Consider the following 17,980-nt stretch of genomic DNA (forward strand, 5'->3'; position numbering starts at 1 on the left):
CAATGATTTGTGATGAGCGGTACTCTATGGCAGTGCAACCAGTCCGGCGCACCAGCCTCATCGCCCAGGTCACCGAGCAGCTGCGTGCCGAAATTCGTTCCAGCCGTTGGCCCATCGGCTCCCGCATCCCTACCGAACCGGAGCTGACCGAGCTCACCGGAACGGGTCGAAACACCGTGCGCGAGGCCGTCCAGGCCCTCGTCCACGCGGGGATGCTGGAGCGACGCCAAGGTTCGGGAACCTATGTGATCGCCTCCTCCGACCTCGGCGGGACACTCGGCAAGTACTTTGCCGACGCCGAAGAACGCGACGTCCTCGAACTCCGCCTGGCCCTCGACACCACGGCCGCCGCGCTGGCCGCGCGCCGCCGCGACGACGCCGACATCGCGAACCTACTCCAGCTACTCGGCGAGCGGGACAAGGCGTACAACGACGACAGCCCGGCCGCGATCGAGTCCGACGTCGAGCTGCACCGCGCCATCGTGGTCGCCAGCCACAACGCGGTCTACCTCGAGTTCTACGACTCGCTGCTGCCGATCATCGAACAGGTGATCCGGGCTCGGACATTGAAGTCCGACGACTCGTACCCCGAGGCACACGCCGAGTTGGTACACGCGGTGATCGACGGTGATCCGCAGCGCGCGGCCGAGGCGGCCCGCTGCTTCCTCAACACCCTCATCGCCGAATACCCCGAGGTGCGGTAGCACTACTTCGCCGGAACGGACGTCGAATGGGCAACTCTCACTTGGCGTCCGTTGTCCGTGTGAGTCGGAATTGCCTCGAACGTCACGCGAAGCCACGATGCCGCAACAACCGGCCCCTACGTTGTGAAACGACCGTAGCTAAGCAACTCGACTCCGCCGGCGGCGCCAGTGCCGCGATGAGGGCCGGTCGAGTGCGAACGAGAGGAAGCCGATGACTGCCATCGCAGCCGCCACCGGCACCGAGTCGGAAACCGCGACTGACGCTCCATCGGACCCGCCGCCCTTCCAACACCAGACCCGCGGACGCTGGCTGGAGCAGTGGGAGCCGGACAACCTGAAATTCTGGGAGTCCGGCGGTGCGCAGACCGCGCGCAAGAACCTGATCTTCTCGGTGTTCGCCGAGAACCTCGGCTTCAGCATCTGGGTCATCTGGGGCACCGTGGTCACCAGCATGGGTGCCGCGGGCTTCGGCTTCCTGGCCGGACTCGGCAAGGGCGACCCGACCGCGGTGAGCAACGCGCTGCTGCTGTCGTCGACCCCGACGCTGGTCGGCGCGGCCCTGCGCATCCCGTACACCTTCGCCATCCCGAAGTTCGGCGGCCGGGCCTTCACCGCGTTCAGCGCGGCGATGCTGCTCATTCCCACGCTCGGGTTGGCGTACTTCGTCAACCAGCCGGGCACGCCGATGTGGGTGTTCATGATCCTGGCCGCGCTCGCCGGTGTCGGCGGCGGCAACTTCTCCTCGTCGATGTCGAACATCAACTTCTTCTTCCCCGAGGGCAAGAAGGGCGCGGCGCTCGGCATCAACGCGGCGGGCGGCAATCTCGGTGTGGCACAGACTCAGTTGGTGCTGCCGCTGCTGATCACGCTCGGCACGCACATCATGGCCAAGGATCCGGCGGGTTACCGCTTCGGCATCACGCTGTCCATCCTGGTGTGGATCCCGTTCATCCTGGCCGCGCTGGTCGGCGCGCTGCGCTACATGGACAGCATCGCAACCGCCAAGTCCGACGGTAAGTCCTACAAGCTGGCGCTGACCAACCAGCACACCTGGGTGATGGCGCTGCTGTACGTCGGCACCTTCGGCTCGTTCATCGGGTTCTCCTTCGCCTTCCCGACGCTGATCAAGGCCAACTTCCCCAGCCTGGCCAATATCGGCTGGATCAGCACCATCGGCAATCTCGCCTTCCTCGGCGCGTTCGTCGGTTCGTTCAGCCGTCCGTTCGGTGGCTGGGTCTCCGACAAGATCGGCGGCGCCAAGATCACCCTGTTCGTGTTCGGCGGCATGGCGGTCTCGGTGGCGCTGATCATGGCCTCGCTGGAGCTGAAAAGCTTTCCGCTGTACCTGATCTCGTTCCTGGTGCTGTTCGTGATGACCGGCATCGGCAACGGCTCGACCTACCGGATGATCCCGACCATCTTCAGCGTGATCTCCAAGAAGTACGCCGCCGAGCACGGTCTCGACCTCACCGAGTCGACCGCCTCGGCCCGGCGGCAGGCCGGTGCGGCGATCGGCGTGATCGGCGCGGTCGGCGCCTCGGGCGGCTGGCTGCTGCAACAAGCGTTGCGGCTGTCCAACATTCACTATCACACGATGGCGCCCGCGTTCTGGGGCTACGCGGTGGCGTTCCTGCTGATGGGCGCGGTCACCTGGTGGTTCTACCTGCGGTCCTCGTTCGCCGTCGAGCGGGTGCCGTCGCTGGCCTACGCCAAGGTGTAAGCGGCGCAACGTAATCAATACGTCGGTCGCCGAAAGTCAGCGAGCCACAAGGCTCCGGCTTTCGGCGGCCGACGTTTCTGTGTCGCTACACCATCAGGCGGACCATGTCCGCCGTGCGCGCCAAACCGGGGAACGCCTCCGGTGTCGAACGTGGGTGCAGTGCATGCACCGCGAGCCGAAACATGACCGCGCGCAACAACATCTGCGGCCACTCCGGCAGATCCCGCCAGCGCTCCAACAGTCCGTCGTCGGCACCGCCCCAGGCCAGCGCGTCCACCACGATCACCCCGGCCGCCCACGGCGCGGGCCGCCAGTACGGCGTGATGTCGGTGAGGCCGGGTGTGAAGGTGCCGGCGAACAGCACCGTCCCGAACAGGTCGCCGTGCACCAGTTGCGCGGGCGTCTGCACCGGCTTGCGCAGGGTGGCCAGCTGGCCGATGAGCTCCATGCTGCGCTGCCCGTCGGGCGAGTCCGCCGAGGGCAGCGTGCCGCCCGCGCGCAGGCTGCGCAGCGGTACCGCCTCCCAGGCGGCCCGGTCGGCGGCGACGAACACGTCCACATCGACCCACGGCGCCACCGGCGGCTGCACCAGGAACCGGGGCCGCTCGAGATGCGTGGTGGCCTGATGCAGGCGCAGCGATACCGAAACCACTTCGTCGTGCCTGGGTTCCGGAATGCCTTCGAGATAGGTGTCGGCACGCCAGCCGGAGACCACGTAGCGACCGTCGGTCGCGCGCACCGGGCGGGCCAGGCGTAACCCGTCCACCTTCAGCGTCTCGCGCACCTTCGCCGACCAGGCCGCGCGCGCGTGATCGGCGACCGGGCTGAGCACCACATCCCCGAACCGCCAGCCACCCTCCCAGTCGCCCAGGGTGACCGGGGAAACCTCGCGCAGACCGAACGTGGCACGCACGTGCTCGGGGGGTTCCACAGAAGTCACGGCCGTACCGTACCGCCGGGGTGGACGCTGTACAGGACGCCGCGCCGAACTGCAACCCCGACCGCTTCGGCCGGGGTCACAGCGTCCTTCGGTGGATCAGTAGACGGGCAGCGAGGGGTCGATCTGCCGAGCCCAGGCGATGACACCGCCCTGCAGGTGCGTGGCGTCGGAGAAACCGGCGCGCTTGAGCGCGGCCAGTGCCTCGGCGGAACGAACACCGGTCTTGCAGTGCAACACGATCGGACGATTCTGCGGCAGCTCGGACAGCGCCTCGCCGGACAGGATGCGGTCCTTCGGAATGAGCTTCGCGCCCTCGATGTGCACGATGTCCCACTCCACCGGTTCGCGCACGTCGATCAGCTCGATCTCCTTGCCCGCGTCCAGCAGATCCTTCAGCTCGCGCGCGGTGACCGTCGAGTCGGCCGCGGCGGCCTGACCCTCCTCGGACACCACACCGCAGAACGCCTCGTAGTCGATCAGCTCGGTGATCGGCTGACGCTCCGGGTCGCGGCGCAGCTTGATGGTCCGGTAGTTCATGTCCAGTGCGTCGTACACCATCAGGCGGCCGAGCAGCGGCTCGCCGATGCCGGTGATCAGCTTGATCGCCTCGGTCACCATCACCGAACCGATGGACGCGCACAGCACGCCCAGCACGCCGCCCTCGGCGCAGGACGGCACCATGCCCGGCGGCGGGGCCTCCGGGTAGAGGTCGCGGTAGTTGATGCCGCGCCCGTCCGGTGCGTCCTCCCAGAAGACCGAGACCTGGCCCTCGAAGCGGTAGATGGAGCCCCACACGTAGGGCTTGCCCGCCAGCACCGCCGCGTCGTTGACGAGGTAGCGGGTGGCGAAGTTGTCGGTGCCGTCGACGATCAGGTCGTAGTCGGCGAACAGCTCGACGGCGTTCTCCGGCTCCAGCCGGATCTTGTGCAGCCGCACGTCGATGCCGGAGTTGATCTCGAGGATCGAGTCGCGCGCGCTGTCGGCCTTCGGGCGGCCGATGTCGGACTCGCCGTGGATGATCTGGCGCTGCAGGTTGGACGCGTCCACCTCGTCGAACTCGACGATGCCGAGCGTGCCGACGCCCGCGGCGGCCAGGTACAGCAGCGCCGGGGAGCCGAGCCCGCCCGCGCCGATCACCAGCACCTTGGCGTTTTTCAGTCGCTTCTGCCCGTCCACGCCCAGGTCGGGAATGATGAGGTGGCGGCTGTAGCGGGCGACCTCGTCCTTGGTCAGCTCCGCGGCCGGCTCGACCAGCGGCGGCAGGGACTTAGGTGATGACACGTCCAGGACTCCTCGAATCGAATGGGTCGATCTGCATGTGCAACACCCGCGATCAGACCGTTCTTCCCGACCTATCGTCGCGCACGGGCGATCGGGTCAACCTCGGGGGTACGGCCAGGGGTTGAAGCGGCAGCGCTTGCCGTCCATCGGGACCACGCCGTCCGGCTCGAGGGCGGCGATGTCGTTGTTCTTGGTGCCGAAGGTCTGCTGCATCATCACCGGGGCCAGGCCGCCGTCGGTCTCGCACGGCTGGTGCTGGTGATAGCCGATGGCGTGACCGACCTCGTGGTTGATCTGGTACTGCCGGTAGGAGCCGATGTCGCCGTCGAAGGCGATCGCGCCACGCACCCAGCGGACCTCGGAGAGCACCACCCGGCCGAGGTCGGCGTTGTAGCAGGACGAGTCGATCGGGATCTCGAAGCCGCAGGCCTTGCGGCTGGATTCGCGGGAGGTGAGCGAGACGCGGAAGTCGGTGTCGCCCTGGTCGACCCGGCGGAACCCGAACTTCTGGTCGTGCGTCCAGCTCTTCGGGTTGGCGAGGGTGGACTCGATCAGCTTCGCCACCGACTCGTCGCCGCCGAGCGCCGAGGTGTCGACGCCGTCCTCGACCTCGACGGTGTAGCGGAAGACCGAGTCGGTTCCGGTGCCGATCTGGGCGGTGCTGCCCGGCACCACATGCCAGGTGCCCGTGCCGGTTTCGGCGAAGTTGCCGCCTTGCGGCAGGGCACCGGTGGGCAGGTCGGTTGGGAAGTGGCCGTCCCCGGTCGGTCCGCCGATGATGCCGTTGTTCGCGGCGCGGGGGCTCAGATGGCCGAGGCCGGGCATGCCGCTGACCGTGGCCGCCGGGTCGGAACCGCGCACCGCGTCGACGACCACCAGTACCGTGACAGCGAACAGCACCGGCAGCGCGTACGCCCGCCAACCGTAGGTGGAGACGAATCGTCCTAGGGCGCTTTGCTTTTTGACGCTGCGCTCGGGACGGTCCCTGGTTCGGCCCTCGGTCGCGGCGGTGGGATCCCAACTGGCGCGCAACGGTTGATGAGAGCGGTCCGGCTGACCGTAGAGGCCGAGCGGGTCATAGATCTCGACGCCGTTGCGGTCACGGCGCGGCGCGGGCGAATCGGACTGGGGAGCAAGGGGATCCGCTGATCGCGCGGCCCCGTTGGGTCGCGCGGCACGGTCCGGTCGACGGCTGGCGCCGTCTTCGGCATCGAGCGGTGGCGCAGCACCCGTGCGGGCCGCTGCGCCCGGTCGGGCATCTGGGCTTGACCTTGCCACGGGTTCCGACCCTACGGAACCGGACGCGCCGGGGCCAGCACGGCGGCGCGAATCGCGCCCGCCGCCGGACGTAACCGGAGGGTCGGCATGCCGCTCCCCGGGTCGGTCGGCGCGGAAAGTCACGAACACCAGGTTCTCACAGGGTGCAAGCGCCGCCGTCGGGCACGCCACATCGGCCGCGGGGTGCGACATTTCTCACCGCGCTCCACCAGTTCTCCGGGGCCGGTCTGCGGGCGGGCAACAACCGAGTATCGTTCTTGGGATACCCGGTGCTTACCCCTTGCCGGGGAATCAACTGGGAGAGCCGAAATGACTGACCTCGTGGACCGGATGGCGTCTCGTAGATCGTCGTCCGAGCCCGCCAAACGCGGCACCCGGCTTCCGCGTGATGAGCGTCGTCTGCAGCTACTCGCGGCGGCCAGCGAAGTCTTCGTTCAGCGCGGCTACCACGCCGCGGGCATGGACGAGATCTCGCAGTGCGCCGGAGTGAGCAAGCCGGTGTTGTATCAGCACTTCACCAGCAAGCTGGAGCTGTACCTGGCGGTGCTGCAGAACTACGTGGACATGCTGGTGTCCAGCGTGCGACAGGCGCTGCGGTCGACCACCGACAACCGGCAGCGCGTGCGCGCCGCCGTGCAGGCCTACTTCGATTTCGTCGACAACGAGATGCAGGGCTTCCGACTGGTCTTCGAGTCCGACCTGACCAGCGAGCCGCAGGTGCAGCGCCGGGTCGAGCAGGCCACCGAGGCCTGCGTCGACGCGGTGTTCGATGTGGTGGCGCACGATTCCGGCTTGGACCCCTACCGGGCGCGAATCCTCGCGGTCGGCCTGGTGGGTGCGAGCCAGTTCACCGCGCGTTACTGGCTGGAGGCCGACCGGCCCATCCCGAAGGAGGAGGCCGTCGACACGACCGTCTCCCTCGCCTGGGGTGGTCTGTCGCGCGTCCCGCTGCACCCGATCGACTGAAGTACTTCGAACAAAGCGAGCCCCTGCATCCGAAGGTTGCAGGGGCTCGTTGCTGTCGGCCCGAGGCCGAGAAATCAAACGGTGGCGAAGCCGACTCGACCGCTCGTGACGGTGCCGATCTCGACGTAGGCGACCTTCGAGGCCTGGATCAGGAACTTGCGACCCTTGTCGTCGGTCAGGGCCACGACGCCGCCGCTGCCGTTCAGCGCACCGGACACCAGCGTCTCGACCTCTTCCGGGGTCTGCGAGCTGTTGATCAAGAGCTCGCGCGGGCTATCCGAAATACCGATCTTGACCTCCACGGCCAACCTCCGAACGTAAGAGTCCTGTGCTGTCGATCCAAGGCTAGTGCAGGGCAACGCCGCCATGGCATACGCATGCCTGCGCCTACAGCGAACATGGAGACGGGCTCTTCCGCCTCTCCGCGTATTCAGGCCAGACCTAGGTGCCAATGCGGTGACGTTGGCGACCGGCGGCGACGGGCTTGTCGGGTTAGCCCGTCCCCGGCGAGTTACCCATGTGCGTCCGAGATCAGCCCTTCGGCTCGATGAGCTGGATCTCGAGTTCGATGTTGACCTTGTCGCTCAGCATGCCGGGCAGCGGGCCGCCGACGCCGAAGTCGGTGCGCTTGATGGTGCCGGTGGCGGAGAATCCGGCGTGCCGGTCGCCGGTGGCGCCGAATTCCTGCACGCCGCCCCACTCGACGTCCAGGGTGACCGGCTTGGTGATGCCGCCGATCGTGGCCTCACCCTCGACCTCGAAGCTCTCCGCGATCTGCGCCGGCTCGGTGGCGCGGAAGGTCAGCGTCGGGCGGTTCGCGGCGTCCAGGAAGTCCGCGGTGCGGATGTGCGCGTCGCGGTCGGCGTTGCCGGTGTCGAACGACTCGAGGTGGATGGTCGCACCGAGGGTGGCGGCGCCGGACTCGTCGACCACGAACTCGGTCTCGAACTTGGTGAATCCGCCGCGCACCTTGGAGATGCCGAGGTGGCGAATGGTGAAGGCCACCGACGAGTGCGCGGTGTCCAGGGTCCAGGAGCCGGGCTTGAGCGACTGGGCGGTCGTGGTGGATTCGGAAGAAGTTGTCATACCAACCACCTTTGCCGGACCACGGTCCGTTAACCAGACCGCCGTTATCCTGGACCTGACAGGGCGAGGCTAAGCCTCCTAGGACACGGCACGATGGAACCCATGGCACGGAACGGATTCGCGGAATTCCTCATCGCACGGCGCGCCGAATTGCGACCCGGCGACGTCGGCATGCCGGAGGGCAGGCGACGCCGGACGCCGGGGTTACGCCGCGAGGAGGTCGCCGTCCGCGCGGGAGTGAGCGCGGATTACCTGGCCAGGCTCGAGCAGGGCCGCGACACCAACCCCTCGGTGTCGGTGGTCGACGCCATCGCCGACGCGCTGTTGCTGCGCGGCAACGAGCGCCATCACTTCAGCATGCTGGCGCTGGCCTCCGGCAACGAATCACAGTGTCCCGGCAGCGAATCCGCCCAGGAGAAGGTCGCCGACACGATTCAGTCGATCCTGCGCGCGTTGCAGCCGACACCGGCGTTCGTGGTCGGCCGCCGGCTCAACGTGCTCGGCTGGAACGCGGCCTGGGAGGACTTCGTTTCGCCGCTCGGCCTGCTCGACAACGAGGGCCAGCCGAACCTGGCCTGGTACACGTTCCACGATCCGACCGCGCGGCAGGTGCTGCGGAACTGGTCCGAGGCGGCGGATATGTTCACCGCCGCGCTGTCCCGCGCCAAGCTGCGCTGGCCGGGTGACGACTCGCTGCTGGAAACGATCGAGGCGCTACGGCACCACCCGGATTTCGCGGCCCGGTGGAAGCCGCATCACGTCGGGGCCCGGGTTTCCGGCATGCTGCACATCGATCATCCGGTACACGGTCTGGTGCAGGTGCCGTTCGAAACCCTCGAGGCCGACCACGATCAGAGCGTCATCGTGTGGCTCACCGATCAGGCCCAGGCGCAGACGCACGGCCTGCGACTGGTCCGACCGGCGGCCGTCAACGAATAGGGTCAGATCCCGAGCTTCGCCATGCGCTCGGCGTGGCTGGCCTGCATGCGCTCGAACAGCGCGGCAATGCCATTGAGGTCGCCCGCCGCGCCGAGCACCAGTTCGGTCAGTTCGTCGCGCTGCGCCATCACGTACTGCGCCTGGGTGATCGCCTCGCCGAGCAGCCGCCTGCCCCACAGGGTGAGCCGGTCGCGTTCGGAGCGGCTGGTCGCGACCGCGCGCCGCACCTCCTCGACGACGAACTCGGAGTGGCTGGTCTCGGCGAGCACGTCGCGGACCACCTCGGCGACCTCGGGCGGCAGCGCGCCGGCGATCTCGTTGTAGAAGTCGGCGGCGATGCCGTCACCGACGTAGAACTTCACCATCGACTCGAGCCAGGTCGAGGGGTCGGTGGACGCGTGGTACGCGTCGAGGGCACGCACGAACGGCGCCATCGCGTCGAAGATGTCGACGCCGCGCTCGGCCAGCGCCGACTCCAGCGCGTTGAAATGGCCCATCTCGGCGGAGGCCATCTTGGCCACCGCGACCTTGCCGCGCAGCGTCGGCGACAGCTTGGCTTCCTCGGCCAGCCGGTAGAACGCGGAGATCTCGCCGTAGGCGAGGACCGCGAACAGATCTACGACGCCGGGATGATCGGCGAGAACGGAATCGGTCGACGAAACACCCAGCGCGGTAGGTGACTGTGCTCCCATGACCCCAGCCTAGTACTCGTCACCGGTCATGCCGATGGGGAGCGAAACTTGTCCGATTTCACGCATTCTCCGTGAGGAACTTGTCCAGATACGCCCACGTCGAATTGCGCGCCTCGGGCCCGGTGAGGATGCCGAGGTGGCTGCCGGGCGAGGTTTCGTAGCGAACCGAGGCGGCGCCGGTGAGCGTTCGGGTGCCCGCTTCGACGGCGGCGGCCGCGGTGATCACGTCGGTGGGACCGCCGACCAGCAGCACCGGGGCGCTCACCTGAGCCAGCTCGATGCGCCGCTTGCCGAGCTGCACGACGCCGCGGCCGATGTCGTTGTTCAGGATCAACCGGCCCCACAGCTGGCCGTAGAAGCGGCCGGGGTAGCCGGGCATCTCGGCCATGAAGCGGTCGATGGTTTCCATTCGGGCCAGCGTCTCGGTGCGCGCGATATTGCTGGCGACGAACCACGGGCGGGTCAGCTCACGGTCCCAGGAAGTGATCTTGTACGCGATTCTGGTCAGCGGCGCGGGCACGCCGCCCGCAGCGCGCACCAGCGTCGAGGTGCCGATCCCGCCGGTGAGCTTGGCGACCGCGCGCAGCTGCGGGATGCCGGTCATCTTGTCGTAGTCCAGCGGGGCGCCGACCGCGGTGATGGATCGGATCGGCAGCTCGGGATGCGCGGCGGCGGCGAGCAAGGCCAGGGTGCCGCCGAGGGACCAGCCCACCAGATCGACCGGCTTGCCGTCGCGATCGGCGGAGGTGCGCAGCACCGCCTCGGGCAGGATCTCGTCGATCCAGTCCTCGAAGCCCATCCGCCGGTCGGCGAAGGTGATGTCGCCGTAGTCGATCACGTACGGCGCGCGGCCGGTCTCCAGCAGGAACCCGGCCAGGCTCTGATCGGGGCGTAGGTCGAAGCAGCTGGCGGGCGCGGCCAGCGGCGGCACCAGCAGCACCGCGGAATCCGTTGCGGTCGCGGCGCTTTCGGCATCGCCGGGGCGATGCTCGAAGCGACGCAGCTGCCGGTGCGGCTCGTCCCACAGCACCGTCGACGGGGTGGGATCAGGTGCCTCGACGCCCGAACCGAAGGTCAACGCCCACGCGTTGCGGGCGGCGGTCGTGACGGTGTCCGCGATATTCACCCCGAAAATGTCTCACATCTCGGTACCGCCGGTAACAGGCAAGTCCGGTTTGCGGTCACACCTTGCCCATGGCGAGCGGATTCGCCGGCGGCACGATGGTGTCGCGCACGCGGTCGGCCAGCGGCGCGAGCGAGGTGGTCAACTCGGTGACGGAGTCGACGGACAGCACCGCGAGCGCGCCGTTCCAGGCCGCGTCGTCCGTGCTCGCCTCGACCCGTCCGAGCAGTTCGGCACCGCTGCCGGTCAGCGCCGGGCTGACCGGCTCCCCCTCGACCACTCCCCTGGCCCGCAACTCGTCGAACGCGTCCGCCCACTCCCGTTCGGACAGCCCGCGCGCCCCGCGCAGCACCGATTCCGTCGCCTTGCCCGCCGCCGCCTGCATGACCATCGCCTGACGCCCGGTCAGGCCGTGCGTCACCAAGGCGGCCACGTGGCCGTCGCCGCGATGCTCGCGCAACGAGGTGGTCAGCTGCCACAGCGCGCCCACCGGGTCCGCGGACAACGGCAGCGCCGCGTTCGCCGCGAAGAGCGGCCTGCCGGTCGGGTCGGCCTGTTCCTGCGCGGGCGCGAGCAGGGAGACCGCGCGGGAACACTCCGCCTCGCCCGCGCCGAGACCACGCAGCAGCGCGGTGGACAGGTCGAGCCGGACCTCGAGGCACTGCTCGGGTGTGGCCCGCGACCAGGCCCCTGGCAGCGCTTTGCGCACCATTTCCGGATGGAAACCGGCGAAGATCGCCTGCACTGTGGCCGGGGTCACCGCACCGAGCGGCGCCGCCCGAAATGCGAAGTAGGTTTGCCAGTAACCGCGCAGACCGATCGCGACTCCTGCCTCCTTGACACCGGTCCCGAAATAGACCACGTCATGTAGTGGCTCGAGAGTCTTCCAGAGTTTCCGCGCGGGATGAATTGCCATGTCGCGCAGCGTACGTCGATGAACGGCGCGGCGAAACCGGAGTTCGGTTTCCGAATTAACGCCGACGCTAATTCGAGTCGCGCACAATATCACGCTACAATCGCACCGGACAACGAAAAGTTTCGCTCGATGAGTTGCCAGATCTGTGCGTGCACCGCCCCGCGGTACCGGCCGATCGGCATTACGAGCCGAGCTTTCGTCGTCCAGGAAAATGTGCGCGCACCAGCTCCGCATCACCAGTGCGCCGCGCCGATGTCTCCCGAGGTCGCCGCCCAGTCGCAGCACCCGAAGACATCCGGAGCGTGGCCGGGTGAGTATCACAGGCGGAGACGTGGTCGTCGCGGGCCGACCGGTCCGCCCCACCTCGTGCGCGCGGGACGCGATTACGAGGAAGGCACGAACCTGAGCAAGATCACTGTCGAACAGGAACCCGGGGTAGCGGAGACGCTGTTGACCGCTGAACTGGACGCGACACATACCGCACCCACATTTGCCGAATTGGGCGTTCGCGACGAAATCGTCCGCGCGCTCGACGAGATCGGCATCGAACGTACTTTCGCCATTCAGGAACTCACCCTGCCGTTGGCGCTCGCCGGTGAAGATCTCATCGGTCAGGCGCGCACCGGCATGGGTAAGACCTTCGGTTTCGGCGTACCGCTGCTGCACCGCATCGCCACCGCCGACACCGGCACCACGCCGCTGGACGGCACGCCGCGCGCGCTGGTCATCGTGCCGACGCGTGAGCTGTGCATCCAGGTCACCTCCGACCTGGAGAACGCGAGCAAGTACCTGACCAACCACCAGGGCCCGCTGAAGGTGGCCTCGATCTACGGTGGCCGCCCCTACGAGTCGCAGATCGCGGCGCTGCGCACCGGCGTGGACGTCGTCGTCGGCACCCCGGGCCGCCTGCTGGACCTGGCGAACCAGAACCACCTGATCCTCGGCAAGGTCGGCGTGCTGGTGCTGGACGAGGCCGACGAGATGCTCGACCTCGGCTTCCTGCCGGACATCGAGCGCATCCTGACCATGGTCCCGGACAAGCGCCAGACCATGCTCTTCTCGGCGACCATGCCGGGCCCGATCATCACCCTGGCCCGCACGTTCCTGAGCCGCCCGACGCACATCCGGGCCGAGGAAGCGCACGAGACGGCGATCCACGATCGCACCGCGCAGTTCGTCTACCGGGCGCACGCGCTGGACAAGGCCGAGCTGGTCGCCAAGATCCTGCAGGCCGAGGGCCGCGGCGCGACGATGATCTTCACCAGGACCAAGCGCACCGCGCAGAAGGTCGCCGACGATCTCGCCGAGCGCGGTTTCTCGGTCGGCGCCGTGCACGGTGACCTCGGGCAGATCGCCCGCGAGAAGGCGCTCAACAAGTTCCGCAAGGGCGGCATCGACGTGCTGGTCGCGACCGACGTCGCGGCGCGTGGCATCGACATCGACGACATCACGCACGTCATCAACTACCAGTGCCCCGAGGACGAGAAGACCTACGTGCACCGGATCGGGCGCACCGGCCGGGCCGGGCGCACCGGTATCGCGGTGACGCTGATCGACTGGGACGAGCTGGGCCGCTGGGCCGGTATCGACAAGGCCCTCAGCCTCGGTATGGCCGAGCCGGTGGAGACCTACTCGCGCTCGCCGCACCTGTTCGCCGAACTCGGCATCCCCGAGGGCGTGTCCGGCATGGTCCGCAAGGCCAAGGTGGAGCGGGACGAGGACGCGGTCGTGGTGGAACGCACGGCGCGGGCCCCGCGTAAGCGCAACCGCAAGCGCACCGTGCGCGGCCAGCCGATCGACGAGAACGGGACCAACGGGGACGGCGCCGCCACCAACGGCACCGCCGCCAATGGCACCGAGGACTCGGCGCAGCGCAACGGCGCACACCCCGCCGATGACGCACCCGCCGACGAGAACGGCGACCAGCCGGCCCGTCGCCGGCGCCGTCGGCGCAAGCCCGCGGGCGAGGGTGACAACGGCGGCGAAACCACTGCCGTCGACGCCTCGAACGACAACGGATCCGATGACGCGGAGTCGGGCGATCAGCCCGTGCGCCGCAGGCGCCGGCGCCGTAAGCCCGCCGGTAACAACGCCACCGAAGACAGTGGTAGCACGGTAGAGCCTGCCACGGCTTCGGTCTGACCGGCCGGATCCGCTACTCTCGCAACCGTGCTCGCACCCGAGCGGCGAACGCGCGCCGATGTCGTCTCCGCTGCCGCGATCGCCGTACTCGTGGTGATCGCGGCGGTGCTGGTCTGGGTGCGCGGCGATGCGAACGGCACCGAGTCGGTGACCGCGAGCTCGCCCGTGCCGACCCCCATCGCGGCCGACCAGCTACCCACCTCGCTCCGTGAGCTGTGGCATGCGCCCGACTCCGCGAGCAGCCGGGCACTGACCTCGGCAGGCGTCGTCGTCACCGGCGACGACGGCACGGTCACCGGCCACGATCCGCGCACCGGCCAGGACCTGTGGCACTACCGGCGCGACATGCCGCTCTGTGGGATCGAAGGCCAGTTCAGCACCGTGGTCGCGGTCTACCGCGACGAACGCGGCTGCAGCCAGTCCACCCTGCTGGCCGGGGACAGCGGGGCCCGGCGCACCGCGCGCAGCAGCTACATGGACGAGTCCGTACGCCTGTCGGTCGACGGCACCTACGTGCTGGCGCAAGGACCGAAGCGGCTCGAGATGTGGCGCTCGGACCTGGTGCGCACCATCGAATACGGGTTCGTCGACGCACCGGTCAACGTGAAAACCCAACCGCGCAAAGGCTGCACGCTGCTGTCGTCGGGCTCGAGCCCGTCCCGGCTCGGCGTGCTGGAACGCTGCCCCGACGACGCGGCCGACCGGCTGACCATGCTGAATCCCGCACCGAAGGACAACACGGTGCCCGAGGAATTCGGCTCGCACGTATTGGCCGGTCCGGGAGCGGATTCCCCCGACGCACGCGTACTTGCCGTGTCGGACAGCAGGATCGTGCTCTACCTGCCCGGCACCCCCGCAGCCGCGGGCGTCGAAGCGGCGGCACCGCGGCTCGCCGTCTACGACGCGACCGGTAATCCGATTGTGGTGCACCAGCTTTCGGCGCCGCTCAGCGACAAGACGACGACCACCCGAATCGGTTCGGCCTACCTGGTTTTCACCGGCAACAGCGTAATCGCGTTGAACGGCAGCACCTTCGACCCGATCTGGACCGCGGCCAACGCGCTCGGTTCGCCCACCATGATGGCGGGCAGGCTGCTGATGCCGACCGCGGGCGCGATCGCCGCCCTCGATCCCACCTCCGGCGCCGAGGTCGGCCGCATCCCGGTGGGCCGCTCCGACTACAACGGCGCGCCCATCTCGCTCGCGGTACTCGGCACGACCATCCTCGAGCAGCGCGGCACCGAGCTCTACGCCCTCGGCTGACCCGAACTTGTCGGTGGGCTCCGGCAGACTGCGGGCATGAGCGAACCGCAGACCCCCGCAACGGATTCGGCCAAGAACATCACCTCGTTCGACGATCCCGACGCTCCGTGGAATCAACTCTCCGCGGCAAACGTCGCGCAGTGGAACGACGGCGTCATCGATGAGTTCCGCGCGAACGACGGCAAGGTCGGCGGCTCCTATGCGGGCGCCGAACTGGTGCTGCTGACGAGCACCGGCGCCAAGAGCGGCAAGCAGCACGTGGTCCCGCTCGGCGTGCTGCGCCGCGACGAGACCCTGTACGTGAGTTCCTTCATCGAGGGCAGTTACCCGGCCTGGTACCACAACGTGAAGGCCGACCAGCGGGTCACGCTCGAGTTCGGGGGCGAGACCTACCAGGGCACCGCACGCGCCCTCGTAGGCGCGGAGTACGACGAGTTCGCCGGGTGGGCGCTCGCCAACAACCCGCTGCTCGCGGACTACCAGTCCAAGGTCGAGCGACCGCTGCCGCTGGTCGTGCTGACCCTCGGACAGGCCAGCTGACCGGCGGAAACACCGGCCGGACGGTAGGGCGCGGCGCGCGTGAACCATGATGGATCCATGTCCGTACTCGACGATGCCCGACTAGTGCTGCTTCGACACGGTGAGACCACCTGGTCCACCCAGCGCCGCCACACCGGACGTACCGACCTGCCGCTCACCGAGCACGGCGAGGCGCAGGCCCGGGCCGCGGGCCCCCTGCTGACCGCGCTGAAGCTGCGCGATCCGCTGGTGCTCACCAGCCCGCGCCGCCGCGCGATCCACACCGCGGAGCTGGCCGGTCTCACCGGCGGCACCGTCGACGACGACCTGGCCGAATGGGACTACGGCGACTACGAGGGCCTGACCACCCCGGAGATTCGCGAGACCACACCGGGCTGGACCATCTGGACCGGCGCCGTGCCCGGCGGCGAGTCCGCTGCCGAGGTACGCGCCAGGGCCGACCGGGTGCTCGCCGCGGTGGAACCGCGACTGCCCGAACGGGATATCGTGCTCGTCGGGCACGGACACTTCTCCCGGGCATTGATCGCCCGCTGGGCTGAATTCGACCTGCCGGAGGGACGCCGGTTCGCCATGTCGACCGGCGCGCTGACCGTGCTCAGCTACGAGCACGCGGTGCGAACCATCCTGGCGCACAACCTGATTCCCACCGCTGATGGAGTAACACTGTGACTGCAGAACTGCGCCGCGCCGTCCCCGCCGACGTGCCCGGCCTGGTAGGCCTCGTCCACGACCTCGCCGAATACGAGAAGGCCAGCGACGAGTGCACCGTCACGGTGACCCAGCTGGACACCGCGCTTTTCGGCCCGGAGCCGAAGGTCTTCGCCCATGTGGTGGCAGAGGACGGTGAGCTGGTCGGCTGCGCGATCTGGTTCCTCAACTTCTCCACCTGGAACGGCGTGCACGGCATCTACCTGGAAGACCTCTACGTCAAGCCGGAAACGCGCGGCAAGGGCTACGGCAAGGCCCTGCTCGCCACGCTGGCCAAGGAGGCCGTCGACAACGGCTACAGCAGGCTCGACTGGGCCGTGCTGACCTGGAACAAACCCTCGATCGATTTCTACGAATCCCTCGGCGCCGCACCGCAGAACGAATGGGTCGGCTACCGCCTCACCGGCGAGCCGCTCGGCAAGCTTGCCAAGGAAGCGCAGTAGTCGCACCGACGATGACTTGGCTCGCACCGATCGACGAAGACTCTTGGCCGACCATGCCCGACGAGGCCATGGCGATCCAGGACGAATTGCGACCGAAGGTCGAAACAACCGGGCCGGGACGGGAATTCGGCACCATCGCCGGGCTCGACTGTGCTTACGCGGAAACCGGCGAGGTCGTCGCGGCAGTCGTAGTGCTCAACGCGACCACCCTGGAAACCGTCGATTCGGCTGTCGCACATGGCACTACGGAATTCCCCTACCACCCCGGCCTGCTCGCTTTCCGCGAATTACCCACGACCATGCGGGTATTGGCGCACCTCGACACCGCACCGGATCTACTGATCTGTGACGCACAGGGTTTGGCGCATCCACGACGCTTCGGCCTGGCCTGCCACATCGGCGTACGCACCGGCGTGCCGACGATCGGCGTAGCCAAATCCGTCTGGGGCGACTACCGCGAACCCGGACCCGACCGCGGCGCCCGCACCGACATCACCATCGACGGCACGGTCGTCGGCAGCGCCCTGCGCACGAGGACAGGTGTCAAACCCGTCTTCGTCTCGGTCGGCCACCGCATCGACCTCGACACCGCGTGCGCCCGTGTCCTCGCCCTCACACCGGACTACCGCCTCCCCGAAACCACCCCGGCGCGCCGACTCCCTGTGCCGCGCCGCACTTCGCACCGTCGTCGTGCCGCGCCGCACTTCGCACCGTCGTCGCCGGATAGGCCGCACCGCGGTCAAGCCCCGTTGATCAGGATTTCTCTGGCTCGATGGCGTAATCGTCGGCCATCCACCGGGTGGAGGCCGGGGCGAACAGGAGTACCAGGGTGGCGATGACGACGATGCCGAGCAGGGTGCCGTAGACCGGCTGATGCGAGTCGGTGAGCAACGACCAGGTGACCGGCAGCAACAGCAGCTGGGCGATCACGGCGATCGCGCGCCCCCAGCGCTTTCCGAACAGCAACCCGATGCCCGCGGCCAGCACCGCACCACCGAGGATGCCGAACCAGGCGGCCGTGCCGTACCCGCTGGCCTTGGACTGATCGTGGCCGAGCAGCCCACGCACGATCAACACCAACGCGACGACCACGGCGACGGCGCCTTCCAGCGTCACCAGCCCGCCCGCGCCACGCACCGTCCTCGGCGCGCTCCTCGATACGTCGTCACCCACGCTTTCAGCCACCCGCCAAGCCTACGACCCGCCGTAGTCGTCGTCGCCGCGACCGTTGCGGTTCAG

The 17,980-nt window shown here is 68.4% G+C and carries 19 protein-coding genes; 10 read left to right on the plus strand and 9 right to left on the minus strand.

Translation table 11 applies throughout. From position 1 onward, the window contains the following. Nucleotides 1–32: 32 nt before the first annotated feature. Together ACQPW1_RS41190 and ACQPW1_RS41195 are read left to right on the plus strand one after the other, a co-directional pair. Nucleotides 33–704 (plus strand): FadR/GntR family transcriptional regulator, encoded by a 672-nt coding sequence (locus tag ACQPW1_RS41190; protein WP_433665476.1) that lies wholly within the window; start codon nt 33–35, stop codon nt 702–704. A gap of 211 nt (nt 705–915) precedes the next feature. After that, complete coding sequence (locus ACQPW1_RS41195; RefSeq protein WP_433658523.1) at nt 916–2,424, plus strand: MFS transporter; 1,509 nt, start codon at nt 916–918, stop codon at nt 2,422–2,424. A gap of 85 nt (nt 2,425–2,509) precedes the next feature. Here ACQPW1_RS41195 and ACQPW1_RS41200 read toward each other — a convergent pair whose 3' ends face one another. The 3 genes from ACQPW1_RS41200 to ACQPW1_RS41210 form a co-directional block, all read right to left on the minus strand. Continuing rightward, nucleotides 2,510–3,364, minus strand: coding sequence for a TIGR02569 family protein (locus ACQPW1_RS41200; protein WP_433658525.1), 855 nt, complete (start codon nt 3,362–3,364; stop codon nt 2,510–2,512). Nucleotides 3,365–3,460: 96 nt separating this feature from the next. Then, nucleotides 3,461–4,645 carry an adenylyltransferase/sulfurtransferase MoeZ gene (gene moeZ, locus ACQPW1_RS41205; RefSeq protein WP_433658526.1) on the minus strand — a complete coding sequence of 395 codons (1,185 nt, stop codon included), beginning with the start codon at nt 4,643–4,645 and terminating at the stop codon, nt 3,461–3,463. A 96-nt stretch (nt 4,646–4,741) separates the two neighbouring features. Next, nucleotides 4,742–5,728 carry a DUF3152 domain-containing protein gene (locus tag ACQPW1_RS41210; protein WP_433665477.1) on the minus strand — a complete coding sequence of 329 codons (987 nt, stop codon included), beginning with the start codon at nt 5,726–5,728 and terminating at the stop codon, nt 4,742–4,744. Nucleotides 5,729–6,232: 504 nt separating this feature from the next. Here ACQPW1_RS41210 and ACQPW1_RS41215 point away from each other — a divergent pair. Further along, nucleotides 6,233–6,889 carry a TetR/AcrR family transcriptional regulator gene (locus tag ACQPW1_RS41215; RefSeq protein ID WP_433658528.1) on the plus strand — a complete coding sequence of 219 codons (657 nt, stop codon included), beginning with the start codon at nt 6,233–6,235 and terminating at the stop codon, nt 6,887–6,889. Nucleotides 6,890–6,963: 74 nt separating this feature from the next. On the opposite strand, the gene ACQPW1_RS41220 is transcribed toward ACQPW1_RS41215, so the two are convergent. Both ACQPW1_RS41220 and ACQPW1_RS41225 read right to left on the minus strand, forming a co-directional pair. Beyond that, nucleotides 6,964–7,191, minus strand: a complete 228-nt coding sequence (locus ACQPW1_RS41220) for a DUF3107 domain-containing protein (protein WP_433658530.1) — start codon at nt 7,189–7,191, stop codon at nt 6,964–6,966. Between the two features lie 229 nt (nt 7,192–7,420). Beyond that, nucleotides 7,421–7,975 (minus strand): YceI family protein, encoded by a 555-nt coding sequence (locus tag ACQPW1_RS41225; RefSeq protein ID WP_433658532.1) that lies wholly within the window; start codon nt 7,973–7,975, stop codon nt 7,421–7,423. Between the two features lie 102 nt (nt 7,976–8,077). Between ACQPW1_RS41225 and ACQPW1_RS41230 the strand changes: the two genes are divergently transcribed. Further along, a complete protein-coding gene (locus ACQPW1_RS41230; protein ID WP_433658533.1) occupies nt 8,078–8,914 on the plus strand; it encodes a helix-turn-helix transcriptional regulator in 837 nt (278 codons plus the stop codon). A 2-nt stretch (nt 8,915–8,916) separates the two neighbouring features. On the opposite strand, the gene ACQPW1_RS41235 is transcribed toward ACQPW1_RS41230, so the two are convergent. From ACQPW1_RS41235 to ACQPW1_RS41245, 3 genes are read right to left on the minus strand one after another with little or no spacing between them, the layout of a single operon-like run. Further along, nucleotides 8,917–9,606 (minus strand): ferritin-like fold-containing protein, encoded by a 690-nt coding sequence (locus tag ACQPW1_RS41235; RefSeq protein ID WP_433658535.1) that lies wholly within the window; start codon nt 9,604–9,606, stop codon nt 8,917–8,919. A 58-nt stretch (nt 9,607–9,664) separates the two neighbouring features. After that, nucleotides 9,665–10,732, minus strand: coding sequence for an alpha/beta fold hydrolase (locus ACQPW1_RS41240; RefSeq protein ID WP_433658537.1), 1,068 nt, complete (start codon nt 10,730–10,732; stop codon nt 9,665–9,667). Between the two features lie 55 nt (nt 10,733–10,787). Then, nucleotides 10,788–11,645 (minus strand): SCO6745 family protein, encoded by an 858-nt coding sequence (locus ACQPW1_RS41245; protein ID WP_433658539.1) that lies wholly within the window; start codon nt 11,643–11,645, stop codon nt 10,788–10,790. Between the two features lie 447 nt (nt 11,646–12,092). Here ACQPW1_RS41245 and ACQPW1_RS41250 point away from each other — a divergent pair, with 447 nt between their 5' ends. From ACQPW1_RS41250 to ACQPW1_RS41275, 6 genes are read left to right on the plus strand one after another with little or no spacing between them, the layout of a single operon-like run. Further along, complete coding sequence (locus ACQPW1_RS41250; protein WP_433665478.1) at nt 12,093–13,787, plus strand: DEAD/DEAH box helicase; 1,695 nt, start codon at nt 12,093–12,095, stop codon at nt 13,785–13,787. 27 nt (nt 13,788–13,814) lie between these two features. Further along, nucleotides 13,815–15,050, plus strand: coding sequence for an Rv3212 family protein (locus ACQPW1_RS41255; protein ID WP_433658541.1), 1,236 nt, complete (start codon nt 13,815–13,817; stop codon nt 15,048–15,050). A gap of 36 nt (nt 15,051–15,086) precedes the next feature. Beyond that, nucleotides 15,087–15,590 carry a nitroreductase/quinone reductase family protein gene (locus ACQPW1_RS41260; protein WP_433658543.1) on the plus strand — a complete coding sequence of 168 codons (504 nt, stop codon included), beginning with the start codon at nt 15,087–15,089 and terminating at the stop codon, nt 15,588–15,590. A gap of 57 nt (nt 15,591–15,647) precedes the next feature. Then, on the plus strand, nt 15,648–16,259 hold the full coding sequence (locus ACQPW1_RS41265) for an acid phosphatase (protein WP_433658544.1): 612 nt from the start codon (nt 15,648–15,650) through the stop codon (nt 16,257–16,259). Further along, entirely contained in the window at nt 16,256–16,741 is a 486-nt protein-coding gene (locus ACQPW1_RS41270) for an N-acetyltransferase family protein (protein ID WP_433658546.1), read from the plus strand. The genes ACQPW1_RS41265 and ACQPW1_RS41270 overlap by 4 nt, the downstream gene beginning before the upstream one ends. Nucleotides 16,742–16,752: 11 nt before the next feature. Further along, nucleotides 16,753–17,580, plus strand: coding sequence for an endonuclease V (locus tag ACQPW1_RS41275; RefSeq protein ID WP_433658548.1), 828 nt, complete (start codon nt 16,753–16,755; stop codon nt 17,578–17,580). On the opposite strand, the gene ACQPW1_RS41280 is transcribed toward ACQPW1_RS41275, so the two are convergent. Then, nucleotides 17,495–17,926 (minus strand): hypothetical protein, encoded by a 432-nt coding sequence (locus ACQPW1_RS41280; protein ID WP_433658550.1) that lies wholly within the window; start codon nt 17,924–17,926, stop codon nt 17,495–17,497. The two genes, ACQPW1_RS41275 and ACQPW1_RS41280, sit on opposite strands and share 86 nt — an antisense overlap. Between the last annotated feature and the right edge of the window lie 54 nt (nt 17,927–17,980).

The organism is Nocardia sp. CA-128927, assembly GCF_050955855.1.
Lineage (GTDB): Bacteria > Actinomycetota > Actinomycetes > Mycobacteriales > Mycobacteriaceae > Nocardia.